We start from the raw sequence: 15,483 nt of genomic DNA, 5'->3' as shown, positions 1-15,483 counted from the left end.
TGAATCAGCAGATCGCTCTGCTCTTGAGAAAAGACTATGCCAGACAAAATTTCCACATCAGCACTCGCGAAACAAAAAAGCATAGAGGCCAAAGCGCTATTTAGCGATCTAAAGACTGCTGGCTATATTGTGCGTTCACAAGAACGTTGGGTATTGACAGAGCGAGGGGAAAGTTTTGGTGGGGAGTATGTAGAGCACAAAAAGTTTGGTGTCTTTATCGTATGGCCAGAAAAACTGCTCATCGACTTAGACTCATTCTCTGGCAAAACATTAACCGCGACGCAACTTGGCCACGCTTTTGAGCTCAGCGCTAAGAAGATCAACTTATTGCTCAATGAACTTGGGTGGATAAAGAAAGAAGAAAATGGCTGGCACGTCACCTCAACAGGCTTAAAAGCCGGAGGTGAACAAAGAGAAGACAAAGCGACTGAGAATTTATTCGTGGTGTGGCACGATTCGTTGGTTCGTAATAAACGATTAAAGCAATCTGTTGTCGAGTTTTTAGGCCACGATGCAGAAAGCCACTCGACCGATGTATCGTTTTCTAGCTTCCGCCAGAAGTTTGAGGCCAAACACCGAACCTTAGATGGGCACTATGTGCGTTCAAAGGGAGAGCTGATCATCGATAACTGGCTTTATATGGCAGGAGTGGTGCATGCGTACGAACGTCCACTGCCAATATCAAAAGAAGTGATCAGCGATTTTTACCTGCCAAATGGCAAGGTGTACATCCAGTTTTGGGGAACCGATTCTGCCCCTGTCGCTGAAGACAAACGCATTGAAACAAGAGAAACATACGAAGAACACGGCTTCAGCTTAATTGAACTCACCCCAGAAGATATCCCAAACCTAGACAGCGTACTTCCACCATTATTGCGTCAATATGGCATAAAGGCGTACTAAGCGACTGATCTTAGCGCGCCATAACATATCAAGATCACACTTAATCACTTATTATGGACATTATTTACCATAGTGATTTGATATGTTCGCTATTTTTCCCGAGTCATTCTTCTATTATCTTACACCCATCGACTTGAGCTACCGCAGATACTCGATTTTATGGGGGCATGTTCGATAGCCATTTAAGCGTTCAATCTTTTATAAACTGACTGTTCATCTATAGATATACAGCCTAAATGCGTTATCCGTTTATTGTTGACGCTACTGAACATAAAACCCTACAACATTTATTATTGATAGATATTAGGATTCAACATGACTCATCCAATCATTTCAGATCTAAACACTCGTTACACAGCTAAAAAATACGATGCAGAAAAACGCATCTCTGCGGAAGACATGGAAGTAATCAAAGAAGCACTTCGTTTGTCTGCTTCTTCAATTAACTCTCAGCCTTGGAAATTCATCATCATTGAGAGCGACGCAGCTAAGCAGCGCTTCCACAATACTTTCGAGAACATGTTCCAGTTTAACCAACCGCATGCGAAAGAAGCGTCACATACGATCCTGTTTGCTCACGATCCTAAGTACACTAAAGAGAAATTTGCTAAGCGTGCTGATACAGAAGTAAGCTCTGGTCACCTACCCGCTGAAATGTACGAGCAGTTCTTAGGGGCTTACGCATTCGCAGAAATGAACACAGACGAAACAGGTTTCAACGGTAACTGGACTAAGTCTCAAGTGTACATCGCGCTAGGTAACACAATGCACACACTGGCTCGTCTAGGTATCGCTTCAACGCCTATGGAAGGCGTAGATGCCGCTATGATCGGCGAAGAATTTGCTGACGAACTAGACGGTCATGTTGTTGATGTCGCACTCGCTATCGGCTACCACAAAGACGGCGAAGACTACAACCACGGTAAACCAAAAGCGCGTCTAGCTCTTGATGAAGTGGTTACTACGCTGTAATAGCTCCCATGCGCTATGCATCATGTACCAATAGCTACAGCGCTTTACTCTTTAAAACGCTTTTTCGTTTTACAAAATATATTTTTAACAGAACTTCAGACTGTTAAATAACACTGCCTTGTTTTGGCCAGACACTCGTCTGGCCTTTTTTATTCCTGCTATTTAACGACCTAAAGTTGCCCGAATAAAGTTAGTCATAAAGACACTTAATAATCATTTTGATTACACAACATATACAGTCATAAAGACACACCCAAATATGTAAATCAAAAAAACCAATGTAAAACAATACATTAAAAACATGGCACAACTAGTGCTTTGATGACCTTAGATATTTAAATAAGGTATTATCATTATGACTATTCACGTTAAATCAAATGTTCACTGGGTTGGCGTCCACGACTGGGAAACCGAGCACTTTCATGGCAAGGAATACCACATGAACAAAGGTACCAGCTATAACTCGTACCTGATCCGTGAAGAGAAAACGGTGCTGGTCGATACCGTTGATCATCGCTTTACTGAGCAATTCCTTGCAAACCTTGAGATGGAAATCGATATCAACGACATCGACTACATCATTTGTCAGCACGCCGAAGAAGACCACTCAGGTGCACTTTCAGCATTACTAGCCAAAATTCCAAACACACCAGTTTACTGTACGGAAGCAGGAGTGAACTCGATTGTTGGCCATCACCATCAACCAGACTGGAACTTCAGAACCGTTAAAACTGGCGACACGCTCGATGTCGGTAACGGCAAACAACTGATCTTCGTAGAGATGAAGATGCTGCACTGGCCAGACTCAATGGCGACTTACTTAACCGGTGATGAAATCCTGTTTAGTAATGATGCATTCGGCCAACACTACTGTGACGAAAACCTATTCAACGACCAGCTAGACCAAGTAGAACTTCATGACCAATGTCTGCGTTACTTTTCGAACATCCTGACGCCTTTCGCGCCTTTGGTGAAAGCGAAGATAGAAGAAGTGTTGAGCTTGGGTGTGCCTATCGATGTTATCGCCACTTCTCACGGTTGTATTTGGCGCGATAACGCAACGCAAATCGTTGAGCAGTATTACGAGTGGTCTAAGGCCTACAAAGAAGATCGTATTACGATTGTCTACGATACCATGTCGAATAATACTCGCATGATGGCCGATGCTATCGCTAAGGGAATACGTAAAGGCAGCCCAGAGACGGCAATCAAGGTGTTCAACATCTCCAAGCACGACAAGAATGACATCCTTGCCAACATCTTTCGCTCAAAGGGCGTACTCGTTGGCTCATCGACCATGAACAATGTGATGATGCCGCAGATCGCAGCGCTGCTCGAAGAGATACACGGTCTGCGTTTCGCAGAAAAAAGAGCCGCAGCCTTTGGTTCTTCAGGTTGGACAGGTGGCGCAGTTAAACGCATCGATGCTCGCCTACGTGAAGCTAATTTCGAAGTCAGCGCACCGCAACACATCCACTGGAAACCAGACACAGACGCCCTTCGCCAATGTATTGATTACGGCATGACACTGGCTGAGGTTTGGCGCGCCGATGCGAACGAGGTTAGTGAGCCTAAACAAGTTGAGCGCAACGTTCAACGTATTGAATCAGCACCGACAAGCCCCCCAACCGAGCTAAAAGACACGGCAGAGCAGAAGCCAGAAGAATCGCAAGACAAGTCAGCACGCAGCGCAGACTGCACTTGCTGGCGCTGTACTGTGTGTGAATGGGTGTACGACCCACAGTCAGGTGAACCGTACCAAGGCGTTGAACCGGGAACACCATGGGCACAAGTGCCGGATGATTTCCTTTGCCCTGAATGCCATTTAGGTAAAGAAGTGTTTGTGGAGAAATAACATGTCGAACATTGTGATTGTGGGTGGTGGTTTCGCCGCCCTACAAACCATAAAGATGCTTCGTAAAGCTGACCAAAACATTGCTATTACTATGGTCACGGCGGACTCTGGTGTTGAATACAGCAAGCCGAACCTTTCGCACGTATTCAGTAATGAGCAAACACCTCAACAGCTCGTGATGAATAATGCTCAGCAATTAGCAAAACAATATAACGTTGTCATTAAAACCAACGTTTGGGTAAACGAGATTAACACCGAACAGCAGTTTATTGTCGCTGGCGATGATGTCATCCCCTACTCAAAACTTGTACTAGCGACTGGCGCTATACCCTTTATACCGCCAACAGAAGGGTTGCTTCCTCAGGCGACCATTACACTAAATAGCTTAGAGGAATTCGAAAGGAGCAAAGCTCAAATTGATGATGCTCAACGAATCACCGTGATTGGCGGAGGATTAATCGGCGTTGAGCTCGCCTTCGACCTTCAAACCGCAGGCAAAGATGTCACCATCATTGAGCCTGCGAGTTACTTGCTAAATAGCCTAGTGCCACCTTTCGTTTCCCTTGAATTGGAAAGGGAACTAACAAAAGCAGGTGTTACCGTCGAAACCGATTCTGCAGTGTGTCGCGCAACTTATCTCCCGGATGGGGTGAGGCTGCAAACAACGTCTTCTCGATTAATCAAGACCGACGTAGTCATCGCTGCTGCTGGGTTAATGCCAAACACCACACTAGCGAAACAAGCGGGCATTGAGGTGAACAGAGGTATCATCGTTAACGAAGCAATGAGAACCAGCATACAAAATGTCTATGCGATTGGTGATTGTACTGAGATTCAAGGCCAAGTAATGGCTTACCTACAACCCGCCGTATTGTCGGCCAGCATATTAGCTAAACAACTCACCACAGGAGAAGGCAAGCTAAGGCTGCCACATATTATTACTAAGGTAAAAACACCCCGTTATCCTATTCAATTGGCAGGTAGAAATATTCAAACCGTTCAGAGTTGGGAAGCGAGGTTTGACCCGAAAGGGATTATTGCCAAAGGCTTTAATGAATCTAACCAGCTTGTAGGATTTATTGTCACTGGTGAGCACACCCAATCTGCGTTTTCTCTGCTAAAGGAATTACAAATAAGTTCACCGCCACATGCATAAACGCAGTTAAGAAAAGGCAAAGTAGAACAATAAAAAAACCAGTCTATCGACTGGTTTTCTTTGTATCAATTCTCTGTATTACCATTAACCTATAAACGAGATGTACCCTTGTAGGATGATCAGGTTAACAATATCGATAAAGAAGGCACCGACAATTGGCACTACCATGAACGCCTGTGGCGATGGACCGAATCGACTCACCAAAGATCCCATGTTCATTACTGCTGTTGGCGTTGCTCCTAAGCCGAAACCACAGTGGCCACCCGACATAACTGCCGCTTCATAGTTCGCCCCCATCACCTTAAAGGTCACAAAGTAAGAGAAAAGTCCCAACACCACCGCTTGAACACTAAGGATAACCAAGAATGGAATCGCAAGATCAAAAATGTTCCAAAGCTTAAGGCTCATTAGTGCCATGGCTAAGAACAGCGATAATGACACGGTACCAAGAATATCGACCGTTTCACTGTCGGTTTTGTGCAGCTTAGTCACTTCAAAAACATTAGTAATGAACACACCAATGAATAGCGCATACACAAAGTCAGGAATCATCAACCACGAAACTTCAAAAGTAGCGACCCATTGTTCTAGGTATCTCGCACCAGTGATGCAGATAAGAAGAATGAAAAGAACCTCAATTACCTTCTTCGCCGTTACTTTGTCTTCTTCATATTCGTTGTAAGTCACCAACTCAGGGAAACGTTCGTGAGTTTGTGTACCAGTACCGTATTCAGACTCTAGGTTGTTTTTATCAATCAACTTTTGGGCTACCGGACTACCAATAATACCGCCGATGATAAGACCGAAAGTCGCTGACGCCATCGCAATTTCTAGGGTGTTGGCAATGCCATAGGTCTCTGAAAAAGTTTGTGCCCAAGCGGCGCCAGTTCCGTGACCACCAGATAGCGTAATTGACCCTGCAATCAACCCCATCAAAGGTTCGAGACCAAGTGCCGTGGCGAGAGTTACACCCACACCATTCTGGATGATGATATAAACAGAGGCGACCCCTAGGAACAGAAATACCTTTGCCCCACCTTTTATCAACTGTGTGTAGTTAGCGGCAAGGCCGACGGTAGCAAAAAACATTAGCATGAATGTATTCTGTAATGGCAAAGAGAACTCTAGATCAACGCCATTAAAGTGTAGGGCTGTAATAGCAAAAGCGACGATCAAGCCGCCCACGATGGGCTCTGGGATATTGTATTTTTTGAGAACCGGTAGCTTTGCATTTACAAAATTGCCTAGAAACAAAACACTAATCGCGATTAGGAAAGATTCTAGTGGCCCTATTGAAATTAATTGATTCATATAACCTCTATATTTTTACGTTCTCATATTCCCTAATGAGTCTAGTGACCTGTAATTATGTGTTGCTCCGCTTATATTTATGTAAATAGGTGAGAAGTTGTAGATTAGAAAAACGAGCACATTGCCGTGTTCGCTCTGCGCTATGTATGTAACGTGTTAACCTTTATAGAAGGTTTTTGTAACAACAATCACCTCAAAGAAATACAAGCCGACAGAAATAATATCGCCGCTCAATACCTTTCTAAATGCCTAATAAAGCAAAAAGGAGCTACTGCTAGCTCCTTTTTTATTACCATTACAGGTAATTAGAATTTTTTCGGGGCATAACCTGTCATAACCTCAATACGAAGCTCTTTACCAATCTTCGTCATTGGGTGAACAATCACTAATCCTTTTACAGACTTTTTCAGTTTCCCCATATCCGCTTGCTCAGCTTTGGTGATTTCACGGCTAAATGGCATATCAATCAGCGATTTACGCTCTTGATTCACATCGAAGCTTTCTTTGTGTTTGAGCTGGGCAATTTTCTTCGTAAGTTTCTTAATCTCGTCTTCAAATTGACGAACAACAGGACGATCATTACGAGTTTTAGCAGCCGCTAACTTGTGGCGACACTTGTCTAGACGGTTGTTAATTTGTTGAAGTTCGTTTTTAGCACTCATAATAATTTCCTAAGATTAAGCAAGCCAACTTGGATTGGGGCGCGGAGTATAGCACAAGGGTTTACGCGAACCGAAATTTATCTGAGAAATCGCCAACAGAACCAAACATAAGCTAAACCTTCACTTTGTACTGGAGGTCTTGAGCTTCATCTCCCGTCATGCCTCTAAAACCCCAACAGTGTGACGGCTGTTCTTTTATCGTAATTTCGATATCTAAAGGGGAGATACCTAACTGTTTTTCTATTTCTGAGAAAATCTTCTTAATCAGCCGTTTTTTGGTGTTAACAGCTCGACCTTCCATCATGTTGATTTCAATAACGGTGTAAGCTTCAGACCGCCCTTCAGGATAAAAAAAGTCATCTCTTTCTAATGGAACAAATCGATGCGCCCGCTTGTCATCAGGTAAACCCATCTCACTGTTCAAACATTGCTGTAAAACATTAGAGAGCTGTAACTTAATAGGATTTAAACACTCTTTGATACCATAAATAACGATCATGACCATTCCTTTGATGTGATGTCGGATAAAGAAATCTCCGTCAGATAGACGCTCACTGTCTCACCTATCCATTCGCTTACTATTTAATCATATAACCTAATGGCATTCATGAAAGAAGGGATAAACAATGAATTTATTAACAGGTGCAACAAAAAATGCAGACCACCGATTTACACTCGGCCACTCCCCGATAAACCATGACTCATCAAATTGATCGTACACCAAACTAGGAACGTATATCCCTAAAATGAATTTTATGTTTAAGGAGTACTATGTGCCTAAATCAGCTAAAAAAATACAGCCGTTAGATAACACCGAATCAGAAGCACTTGACAGACTGCCAGTATTCCCGCTTCCTTTGTTTATTTTACCAAACGGTAGACAGAGACTACGCATTTTCGAACAGAAATACTTGAAAATGGTCTCCAGTGCGTCTCAAGGAGGTGGGTTTATCATCGCCCCCCAAGATGCAGCAAAACCCAAAACACTCAGCTCATGGGGAACCAGAGTAACGATAGTGGACTTCAATATTTCTGACGACAATATTCTTGAAATCGACGTTGAAGGCGTTCAATTAGTTAAGCTTAAGGATGCAATGCGTCAACAAGACACTCTGATCACCAGTCGCTTTCAAAACTTGCCTCACTGGCCAGAGTTAAATGCCAAAACCCCAAATATCATGACCTCATTTCTTGTTCAGCTTTTCAGAGAAAATGAATCGATCAGAACGCTTTATCCAACACCTGACTTCGAAAATTCTCAATGGACTTGTGCAAGACTCTTGGAAATGTTGCCTATCCCTCTAGAAAAAAAAGCCGAATTTACTAGACCCGCGAGCTTTCCTTCTCTCGTTCCTTTTCTTAATCAAATCATTACGGGGCAATAGACACTTTTATTCACTATAATTTCGTATAATAGAAATTAGTTTAAATAGAAGTGATCCCGAGCTTTACTTTCTGCGTAGTGTTAACCAAATTCGCATGATGGTCAGATACTATGCAAGTGGAAATGAGAAGTTCAGGGAAAGGCAAGGAGCATGTCATTATTCCCGATAACAAATTACCTACCGAAACCAAAGTACCAGCTGAGCTTTCAAGCTGGTTGATTTTGGTTGGTACAGACCGAGACAAGCAGGCTTTTACTAATTTGTTTAAGTTTTTTGCTCCCAAAATCAAACGCTTTGGTATCAGTAAGTTGGGGAGCGAAGCTGCGGCTAACGAACTTGTTCAAGACTCAATGGCTAATGTTTGGAAAAAAGCACACCTCTATAACGAAGAGAAAGGCGCGGCAACGACTTGGGTGTACACCGTGATGCGAAACGCTGCTTTCGATATGTTGAGAAAAGTGAAATCAAAAGCGGAACAAACCATTGCAGACGATATCTGGCCAATCGATTCAATGATAGCGGAATCTCAAAACGAAGAGCTTCCATTTGGTGACCATCTAATGAGCCGTCATGTAATGACTCAGATAGAGAAACTACCTCTCGCCCAGAAAACGATTGTGAAAGGGGTTTACTTTCAAGAGCTATCACAAGAACAACTCGCTCAACAACTTGATGTCCCTCTAGGAACCGTCAAATCACGTCTAAGACTCGCTTTAGCCAAACTTAAGGTCCACATGGGAGAACAAAACCATGATTAAACATCACCCAAATTTAAATATGTTGAAAAGCTTTGTTGGGGGTTCTCTCGCTGATTCCGTTTCTTTGATTGTGGCGAGCCATGTTGAGCTCTGTGAACACTGCCAACAACAAGTTAATCAGTTAACAGCCGAAGCTGCCAACACTGTATTTGACACTGACAATTTAGAATTACCTCTGGGTCATAGAGAAATCAACACCTTTTTTTCTGATGATGTAGAGTTTGATTTAAATGCAATTGAATCAATCACCGCTGACTTATCTCAATCCGTTGAAATGGAGCCAGAAATACAGAAAATAACAGTAGCTAAAACCACTTTTACGCTTCCTAGAGCGCTTAACTCAGTCGCACTAAAAGACTGGATAAGTTTAGGGAAAATATCGAGAGCAAGACTCGATTTCGATGATGAGTCGCACCACACCAGTTTATTGCATATAGACAAAAATGGACAAGTGCCTTGCCACACACACAAAGGTTTTGAAATAACCCTATTGCTAGAGGGAAGCTTCGAGGACGAAATGGGAGTCTATAACAAAGGCGATTTCATCTGGTTAGACGGTAAACACACTCATCAACCAGAAACTAAAGAAGGCTGTGTGTGTTTAACGCTTTCAAGCGACGCCATGCATTTCACTAAAGGCGTAAGTCAGTTATTCAACCCATTGGGTAAGTACATTTACTAAAAGTAAGTGTGATTCAGGTATACAGAACGGTATAGAGACCAATAAATAAATAGTCTAAAATTATATCGGCTTTTTAAAATCATCAAGTTACAGAGCTGCTATGTACAGCTCTGAACTTGTTAAATAGCCTAGACTAAATTAAACAGCACAGAGCGAAGGAGTTGGCCAATGGACAAAAAAATCAAGATGGGCATCAGTGCATGTGTTGCCGGTCACAAAGTTCGGTTTGATACAGGACATAAACGTTCTCGCTTCTGCACAGACGACCTTGCAGAATATGTCGAATTGGAACCAGTTTGCCCAGAAATGGCAATTGGTCTACCGACACCAAGACCAACCATTCGTCAAACTCGTCAACTAGATGACATCATCCATGTCTCTCGTCCAGACGGTTCCGGTGATGTAACCAATGAGCTTATTGAGTTTGGACAAAACTATTCAAAAAACAATCAGCACATTGCTGGTTTCATTGTTTGCCAAAAAAGCCCGACCTGCGGTATGGAACGAGTAAAAGTTTACCACCATCATGGCCGCGGTTCTGAATCGACAGGCGTGGGCATGTTCACCCAACAAATTATGGATGGGAACCCGTTACTTCCAGTTGAAGAGAACGGTCGCCTTAACGATCCGATTTTGCGCGAAAACTTCATGACACGAGTATTCACCTATCAAAAGTGGTTAGACCTTGTCGATGAGGGCGTGACCAAACACAAATTAATTCAGTTCCACAGTGCACATAAGTACCTAGTAATGTGTCATCACGTAGAAGGTTATAAGAGCCTAGGCAAGCTACTGGCCAGTAATGATTTAGAGATAGATGAACTAGCAAGTCAATACATTGAAGGCTTGATGACGGCTTTATCTCACCACGCGAACCGTGGTAGCCACGCTAACACCTTGCAACACCTTCAGGGTTACTTTAAAAAGCAACTGAGCAGCGCGCATAAGCAAGAACTTGCCAATCAGATAACCTCATTCCGCGAAGGTGTCATTCCTCTGTTAGTACCATTAACACTGATAAACCACTATCTAATGGAATACCCAAATGAATACCTTGAGTCACAAGTGTATCTAAACCCTCACCCACAAGAACTTAAACTGAGGTACGGATATTGAGCGATATTTTATGGATACGACGAGATCTAAGGATTCACGATAATCCCGCTCTCATCGCTGCAATTGAAAGCGGCGTAACTATCGCCGTTTTTATCTCAACCCCGCAGCAATGGCAACGGCATCACCTAGCACCAATCAAAGCAGATTTTATCTACCGCCACCTCAAGCAGCTAGAATCACAGCTCTCGGAGTTCGGTATCACTCTGCTGCACCTCAAAGCCACTGATTTTAACGACCAAGCCACAAAACTAGTCGACTTATGTAAACAGCTCGATGCGACATGTGTCTACGCAAACTCAGAGCCTGAGGTTGATGAACAAGCTCGCGATCAAAAGCTGATTTCAAACGGCCTAAACCTGAAGGTAAGCGACTGCGATGTAATGCTGCCACTAGGTAGCGTTCTCAACAAACAAGGTGAGATGTTCAAAGTCTTTACACCCTTTAAGAACGCTTGGCTAAAAGAAGTTCAGGTAAAAGGCATCATCTGTAACCCTGCTCCTTTCGTGCCTGCTGAGTTTTCACAAGAACAGCTTCCTGATGACTTAAAAGCCTTAAGAATCTCCGCTGACTATGATTTCGACTTTCCTCGTGTTGATTCAAGTCGCTGGCCATTAAGCCAAGATGTATTAAAAAGCGTGATTCCCAACTTCCTAGCAAACAAAGTCAACGACTACGCGACGTTTAGGGATATTCCTTCGATTAAAGGCACATCAGGGTTATCACCCTATTTAACAATAGGAGCGGTCAGTCCGAGGTGGCTAGCGATTCAATTGATTCAGCAGCAACCTGACCTATTATTTGACACTCAATTACCTGCCTTTTCTTGGCTTAATGAATTGATATGGCGAGATTTCTATAAACATCTGATGTTTCACCACCCTGATTTAGTGAAAGGCTCTAATTTCCAGCCCAAATACAACGGCTTAGATTGGCATCAAGACCACCCAAGCTTCAAAGCATGGTGTGAAGGTAAAACGGGTTATCCATTGGTTGATGCCGCAATGCGTCAATTAGTTGAGACTGGCTGGATGAACAACCGGTTAAGAATGGTGGTGGCGAGTTTCCTGACCAAGCATCTACTCATTGACTGGCGCTGGGGCGAGCGATTCTTTATGTCGCACCTTATCGATGGTGATTTTAGTGCCAACAATGGTGGCTGGCAATGGGCGTCAAGTACCGGCTGTGACGCTCAACCTTACTTTAGAATTTTCAACCCAATCACTCAAAGTGAAAAGTTTGATCCAAAAGGCATTTTTATTCGTAAGTACATACCAGAGCTGCAAAATATCCCTGATAAGCATGTACATTTCCCACATGACTTTATCGCTAAAAACGGAATAGACAGCGAATACTGGCAACCCATCGTCGAACATAAAGAAGCACGATTGAGAGCCTTAGCCTTTTTCAAATAATTAGAGTGAGTATTATGGATAACTCTCTATGGCTTGATAACTTTCTCAACATGTATCGAGAACTTGGTACCGAGAATTTTGATGTGCTGAAAACGGTGTATCATCCAAAAATTGAATTCCAGGACCCACTGCATCAAGTCAGTGGGATCGAAGCACTGACGCACTATTTTGAGAACCTATATTCCCAAGTAACCAGCTGCTACTTTCACATAGAGCACAAGTTTGAGGTGAAAGATGAGGCGTCTATATATTGGACAATGCAGTTTGCTCACAAGCAGTTGAATGGTCAAAAGCCTATCGAAGTTCAAGGCCACAGCCATATCAAAATGCTCGATGACCAAGTGATCTATCACAGAGACTACCTCGACGTCGGCTCTATGTTGTATGAACACATTCCAGTGTTAGGCTGTGCCATCAAATCCATCAAGAAAAGAGCGAGCCGATAATGCGTATTATGATCACTGGCGCGACCTCAGGTATCGGCCAATCACTGACACTCGATTATGCTCAGCAAGGGCATCAAGTAATTGCTTGTGGCCGCAACTCAGACAAGCTGCAAACCTTAGTCGATTCCCACAAAACAGACCTATCACACTCATCCATTGAGCCACTCTGTTTTGATCTAACCGATTACCACAATTTCCCTGAGCTTGACCACAACAAGCCACTCGACCTGCTAATTTTGAATGCAGGTGATTGTGAGTATATCGATGATCCATTGAATTTTGATGCGGAGCTTTTCGAACGCGTCATTAATATCAACCTGATCTCTATTGGCTACGCTTTAAAAGCATGGCTCAAAAACATCAAGCCCGGTGGTCGCTTGGTTTTGGTGAGTTCAAGCGCGAGCTTTTTGCCTTTGCCTAGAGCTGAGGCTTATGGCGCTTCTAAGGCGGCACTCACGTATTTAGGCAGAACGCTTTCGGTTGACCTGGCACAACACGATATTCATGTATCAATTGTGCATCCAGGCTTTGTTGAAACACCATTAACCGAGCGAAATACGTTCTCTATGCCTATGATCATTAGTAGTGAGGCCGCAACTCAGCGAATCGTAAACGGTATTGCTCAAGGAAAGAGTGAGATCGACTTCCCAAGACGATTCATCATGTTGATGAAGCTATTAAGAATGCTTCCAACTCAAGTTTGGCAAAAACTCGCTTCAAGGATGGTATAACAATGAAGAAAATCGCCATTATTGGTTCAGGCATCTCTGGACTCACTTGCGCGCATATATTGGATAAGCACCACGACGTAACGGTATTTGAAAAAAATGATTACGTTGGAGGGCACACTGCCACCGTTGATATTGAACATCAAGGCTCGGCGTTTTCTATCGACACCGGCTTTATTGTATTCAACGATCGTACGTACCCGAATTTCAACCAGCTTCTAGAACAACTCGGTGTTGAAAGGCAACCGACTGAGATGAGCTTCAGCGTCCACAACACTACTACCAAGTTTGAATACAATGGCCACAGCATTAATTCATTATTCGCTCAAAGGAGTAACATTTTTAAACCGCAGTTCTGGTCTTTGGTTTCCGACATTCTTAAGTTCAACAAATTGTGTAAAGCACAATTCGAAAGCAATGTATTCACGCCTGACGTTACCCTTGGTAATTTCCTGCGAGATAACCAGTTTTCCGACTTCTTTAGCCAGCACTACATCCTACCGATGGGTGCCGCTATTTGGTCGACAAGCTTAGAAGAGATGGAAGAGTTTGAGCTCAAGTTCTTTATCCAGTTCTTCTATAACCATGGCCTGCTCGACATCGCCAACCGACCTCAGTGGTACGTGATTCCTAAAGGGTCTCGCTCTTATGTTGAGATCATCCTTTCGCGTTTGAACAAACCGGTTGCGTTGAATACATCAATCAAACAGGTCACCCGCCAAGAGGTTGGTATTACCATTGAATTTGAAGATGGTGGCACACAAGACTTCGATGAAGTGATATTCGCCTGTCACTCAGACCAAGCCCTGCGCCTACTTGGTGATGCGACCGAACAAGAGCAGCAGGTTCTGGGAGAGATTCCATACAGCCGCAACGAAGTTGCACTCCACACGGATACTCGTTTACTACCAGACAGAAAGCTGGCTTGGGCGAGTTGGAACTACATGCTCGATGGCGACAGCAAACGACCGGCCTGTGTCACTTACAACATGAACATCCTGCAGGGCATTGAAAGCCAAGACACCTTCTGTGTAACCCTAAATCAAAGTGACGCGATAGCACCTGAGAAAATCATTCGCAGCTTTGTCTATCACCACCCTGTTCTAAACTCGAACACGGTTGAAGCTCAGCACAAGCGTGAACAGATTTGTGGCAAAAACCAAACTCACTTCGCAGGCGCTTATTGGTATAACGGGTTCCATGAAGATGGTGTCCACAGCGCACTTGATGTAACCAAACGCTTCGGCTTGGATTTGAATACGAGTTCAGCGCTATGAACACTCACACCCTGACATCCGACATGGGGAGCGATCCCGAAAAGAGTGAAGAACTCAGCGGGATCTATTGGGGTAACGTCAGACATCGCCGTTTCGGCGACATCACACACGAGTTCAGCTATCAGCTATATATGATGGGGCTGGATCTTGATGAACTGCCCCAAACCACAGCGCGTAGTGCGCTGTTCGGAACTCAATGGTATAACCCGATTCGCTTTGTCGAATCGGATTATCTCGCTGAAAAAAAAGAAAATAGCATTAACAATGAACCAAAATCACTTAAGCAACGTATAGCTTCCAAAGTGCAACAACTTGGTGGGGTTTGGTCTGAGTCAAATAGAGTGACAATGTTGGCACAGTGCCGTTGTTTAGGTATTTATTTCAGCCCAATCAACTGTTTTTTCTGCTACGACGAAACCGGAGAGTGTCGCTATATGTTGGCTGAAGTGAGTAACACACCTTGGCGACAACGACATTACTACCTGATCGACATGCAACAAGAGTTAAAGGTTAAGAAGGAGTTCCACGTATCGCCTTTTATGGACTTAAACATGACCTACTTTTGGAAGATTAAGCCACCAGCGAAACGAACATTAGTCCACATCGAAAGCCGACGAGACGAAAAGCTTTTCGATGCAACGCTGGCACTGACCAAGCAGTCAGTAACCAAGCAAAACATTCGACGAACAGTACTCAAAATTCCGGCGATGACGATAAAAGTCGTGATGGGAATTTATTATCAGGCTCTCAAATTATTCCTGAAAAAAGTACCGTTCGTGGCGCATCCAGACTCAACGTCTTAAGCGCCTTTACAGTAACT

The 15,483-nt window shown here is 43.6% G+C and carries 16 protein-coding genes; 13 read left to right on the top strand and 3 right to left on the bottom strand.

Annotated features, from left to right (window positions below; all coding sequences use genetic code 11):
• Positions 1-36 precede the first annotated feature (36 nt).
• The 4 genes from WR49_RS02925 to norW all read left to right on the top strand — a co-directional run bounded on the left by WR49_RS02925 (position 37) and on the right by norW (position 4,886).
• Positions 37-903, top strand: coding sequence for a hypothetical protein (locus WR49_RS02925; RefSeq protein ID WP_046223002.1), 867 nt, complete (start codon positions 37-39; stop codon positions 901-903).
• Positions 904-1,218: 315 nt separating this feature from the next.
• A complete protein-coding gene (locus WR49_RS02920; RefSeq protein ID WP_046223001.1) occupies positions 1,219-1,875 on the top strand; it encodes an NAD(P)H-dependent oxidoreductase in 657 nt (218 codons plus the stop codon).
• Positions 1,876-2,230: 355 nt separating this feature from the next.
• The gene (norV, locus tag WR49_RS02915; protein WP_046223000.1) at positions 2,231-3,730 is read left to right on the top strand and encodes an anaerobic nitric oxide reductase flavorubredoxin; all 1,500 of its coding nucleotides are present in this window, start codon (positions 2,231-2,233) and stop codon (positions 3,728-3,730) included.
• Between the two features lies 1 nt (position 3,731).
• Entirely contained in the window at positions 3,732-4,886 is a 1,155-nt protein-coding gene (gene norW, locus WR49_RS02910) for an NADH:flavorubredoxin reductase NorW (protein WP_046222999.1), read from the top strand.
• 84 nt (positions 4,887-4,970) lie between these two features.
• Here norW and gltS read toward each other — a convergent pair whose 3' ends face one another.
• From gltS to WR49_RS02895, 3 genes are all read right to left on the bottom strand, one after another.
• A complete protein-coding gene (gene gltS, locus WR49_RS02905; RefSeq protein ID WP_017057626.1) occupies positions 4,971-6,197 on the bottom strand; it encodes a sodium/glutamate symporter in 1,227 nt (408 codons plus the stop codon).
• Positions 6,198-6,502: 305 nt separating this feature from the next.
• On the bottom strand, positions 6,503-6,859 hold the full coding sequence (locus WR49_RS02900; RefSeq protein ID WP_017057627.1) for a YibL family ribosome-associated protein: 357 nt from the start codon (positions 6,857-6,859) through the stop codon (positions 6,503-6,505).
• Between the two features lie 112 nt (positions 6,860-6,971).
• A complete protein-coding gene (locus WR49_RS02895; protein ID WP_046222998.1) occupies positions 6,972-7,358 on the bottom strand; it encodes a tautomerase family protein in 387 nt (128 codons plus the stop codon).
• Between the two features lie 274 nt (positions 7,359-7,632).
• Here WR49_RS02895 and WR49_RS02890 point away from each other — a divergent pair, with 274 nt between their 5' ends.
• The 9 genes from WR49_RS02890 (at position 7,633) to WR49_RS02850 (ending at position 15,466) form a co-directional block, all read left to right on the top strand.
• Positions 7,633-8,244, top strand: a complete 612-nt coding sequence (locus tag WR49_RS02890) for an LON peptidase substrate-binding domain-containing protein (RefSeq protein ID WP_017057629.1) — start codon at positions 7,633-7,635, stop codon at positions 8,242-8,244.
• Positions 8,245-8,354: 110 nt separating this feature from the next.
• A complete protein-coding gene (locus tag WR49_RS02885) occupies positions 8,355-9,002 on the top strand; it encodes a sigma-70 family RNA polymerase sigma factor (protein ID WP_046222997.1) in 648 nt (215 codons plus the stop codon).
• Complete coding sequence (locus tag WR49_RS02880) at positions 8,995-9,684, top strand: ChrR family anti-sigma-E factor (RefSeq protein WP_046222996.1); 690 nt, start codon at positions 8,995-8,997, stop codon at positions 9,682-9,684. Before WR49_RS02885 ends, WR49_RS02880 begins: the two co-directional genes overlap by 8 nt.
• A 168-nt stretch (positions 9,685-9,852) precedes the next feature.
• Entirely contained in the window at positions 9,853-10,800 is a 948-nt protein-coding gene (locus tag WR49_RS02875; protein WP_046222995.1) for a YbgA family protein, read from the top strand.
• A complete protein-coding gene (gene phrB / locus WR49_RS02870) occupies positions 10,797-12,212 on the top strand; it encodes a deoxyribodipyrimidine photo-lyase (RefSeq protein ID WP_046222994.1) in 1,416 nt (471 codons plus the stop codon). Before WR49_RS02875 ends, phrB begins: the two co-directional genes overlap by 4 nt.
• Before the next feature lie 14 nt (positions 12,213-12,226).
• Complete coding sequence (locus tag WR49_RS02865) at positions 12,227-12,658, top strand: nuclear transport factor 2 family protein (RefSeq protein WP_017057634.1); 432 nt, start codon at positions 12,227-12,229, stop codon at positions 12,656-12,658.
• On the top strand, positions 12,658-13,389 hold the full coding sequence (locus WR49_RS02860; protein WP_017057635.1) for an SDR family NAD(P)-dependent oxidoreductase: 732 nt from the start codon (positions 12,658-12,660) through the stop codon (positions 13,387-13,389). The genes WR49_RS02865 and WR49_RS02860 overlap by 1 nt, the downstream gene beginning before the upstream one ends.
• 2 nt (positions 13,390-13,391) lie before the next feature.
• Positions 13,392-14,663, top strand: coding sequence for an NAD(P)/FAD-dependent oxidoreductase (locus WR49_RS02855; RefSeq protein WP_046222993.1), 1,272 nt, complete (start codon positions 13,392-13,394; stop codon positions 14,661-14,663).
• The gene (locus WR49_RS02850; protein WP_046222992.1) at positions 14,660-15,466 is read left to right on the top strand and encodes a DUF1365 domain-containing protein; all 807 of its coding nucleotides are present in this window, start codon (positions 14,660-14,662) and stop codon (positions 15,464-15,466) included. Before WR49_RS02855 ends, WR49_RS02850 begins: the two co-directional genes overlap by 4 nt.
• Positions 15,467-15,483 lie beyond the last annotated feature (17 nt).

The sequence above is a fragment of the Vibrio sp. ECSMB14106 genome (genome assembly GCF_000972265.1).
Taxonomy (GTDB): domain Bacteria; phylum Pseudomonadota; class Gammaproteobacteria; order Enterobacterales; family Vibrionaceae; genus Vibrio; species Vibrio kanaloae.
The sequence above is the reverse complement of the archived record's forward strand: the minus strand, read 5'-3'. Positions and strand labels throughout refer to the sequence as shown.

Coding starts and splice junctions, on each gene's coding strand:
- WR49_RS02885 (WP_046222997.1), top strand. CDS start 8,355: ATGCAAGTGGAAATGAGAAGTTCAGGGAAAGGCAAGGAGCATGTCATT.
- WR49_RS02920 (WP_046223001.1), top strand. CDS start 1,219: ATGACTCATCCAATCATTTCAGATCTAAACACTCGTTACACAGCTAAA.
- norV (WP_046223000.1), top strand. CDS start 2,231: ATGACTATTCACGTTAAATCAAATGTTCACTGGGTTGGCGTCCACGAC.
- gltS (WP_017057626.1), bottom strand. CDS start 6,197: ATGAATCAATTAATTTCAATAGGGCCACTAGAATCTTTCCTAATCGCG.
- WR49_RS02900 (WP_017057627.1), bottom strand. CDS start 6,859: ATGAGTGCTAAAAACGAACTTCAACAAATTAACAACCGTCTAGACAAG.
- norW (WP_046222999.1), top strand. CDS start 3,732: ATGTCGAACATTGTGATTGTGGGTGGTGGTTTCGCCGCCCTACAAACC.
- WR49_RS02880 (WP_046222996.1), top strand. CDS start 8,995: ATGATTAAACATCACCCAAATTTAAATATGTTGAAAAGCTTTGTTGGG.
- WR49_RS02865 (WP_017057634.1), top strand. CDS start 12,227: ATGGATAACTCTCTATGGCTTGATAACTTTCTCAACATGTATCGAGAA.
- WR49_RS02875 (WP_046222995.1), top strand. CDS start 9,853: ATGGACAAAAAAATCAAGATGGGCATCAGTGCATGTGTTGCCGGTCAC.
- WR49_RS02925 (WP_046223002.1), top strand. CDS start 37: ATGCCAGACAAAATTTCCACATCAGCACTCGCGAAACAAAAAAGCATA.
- WR49_RS02855 (WP_046222993.1), top strand. CDS start 13,392: ATGAAGAAAATCGCCATTATTGGTTCAGGCATCTCTGGACTCACTTGC.
- WR49_RS02860 (WP_017057635.1), top strand. CDS start 12,658: ATGCGTATTATGATCACTGGCGCGACCTCAGGTATCGGCCAATCACTG.
- WR49_RS02850 (WP_046222992.1), top strand. CDS start 14,660: ATGAACACTCACACCCTGACATCCGACATGGGGAGCGATCCCGAAAAG.
- WR49_RS02895 (WP_046222998.1), bottom strand. CDS start 7,358: ATGATCGTTATTTATGGTATCAAAGAGTGTTTAAATCCTATTAAGTTA.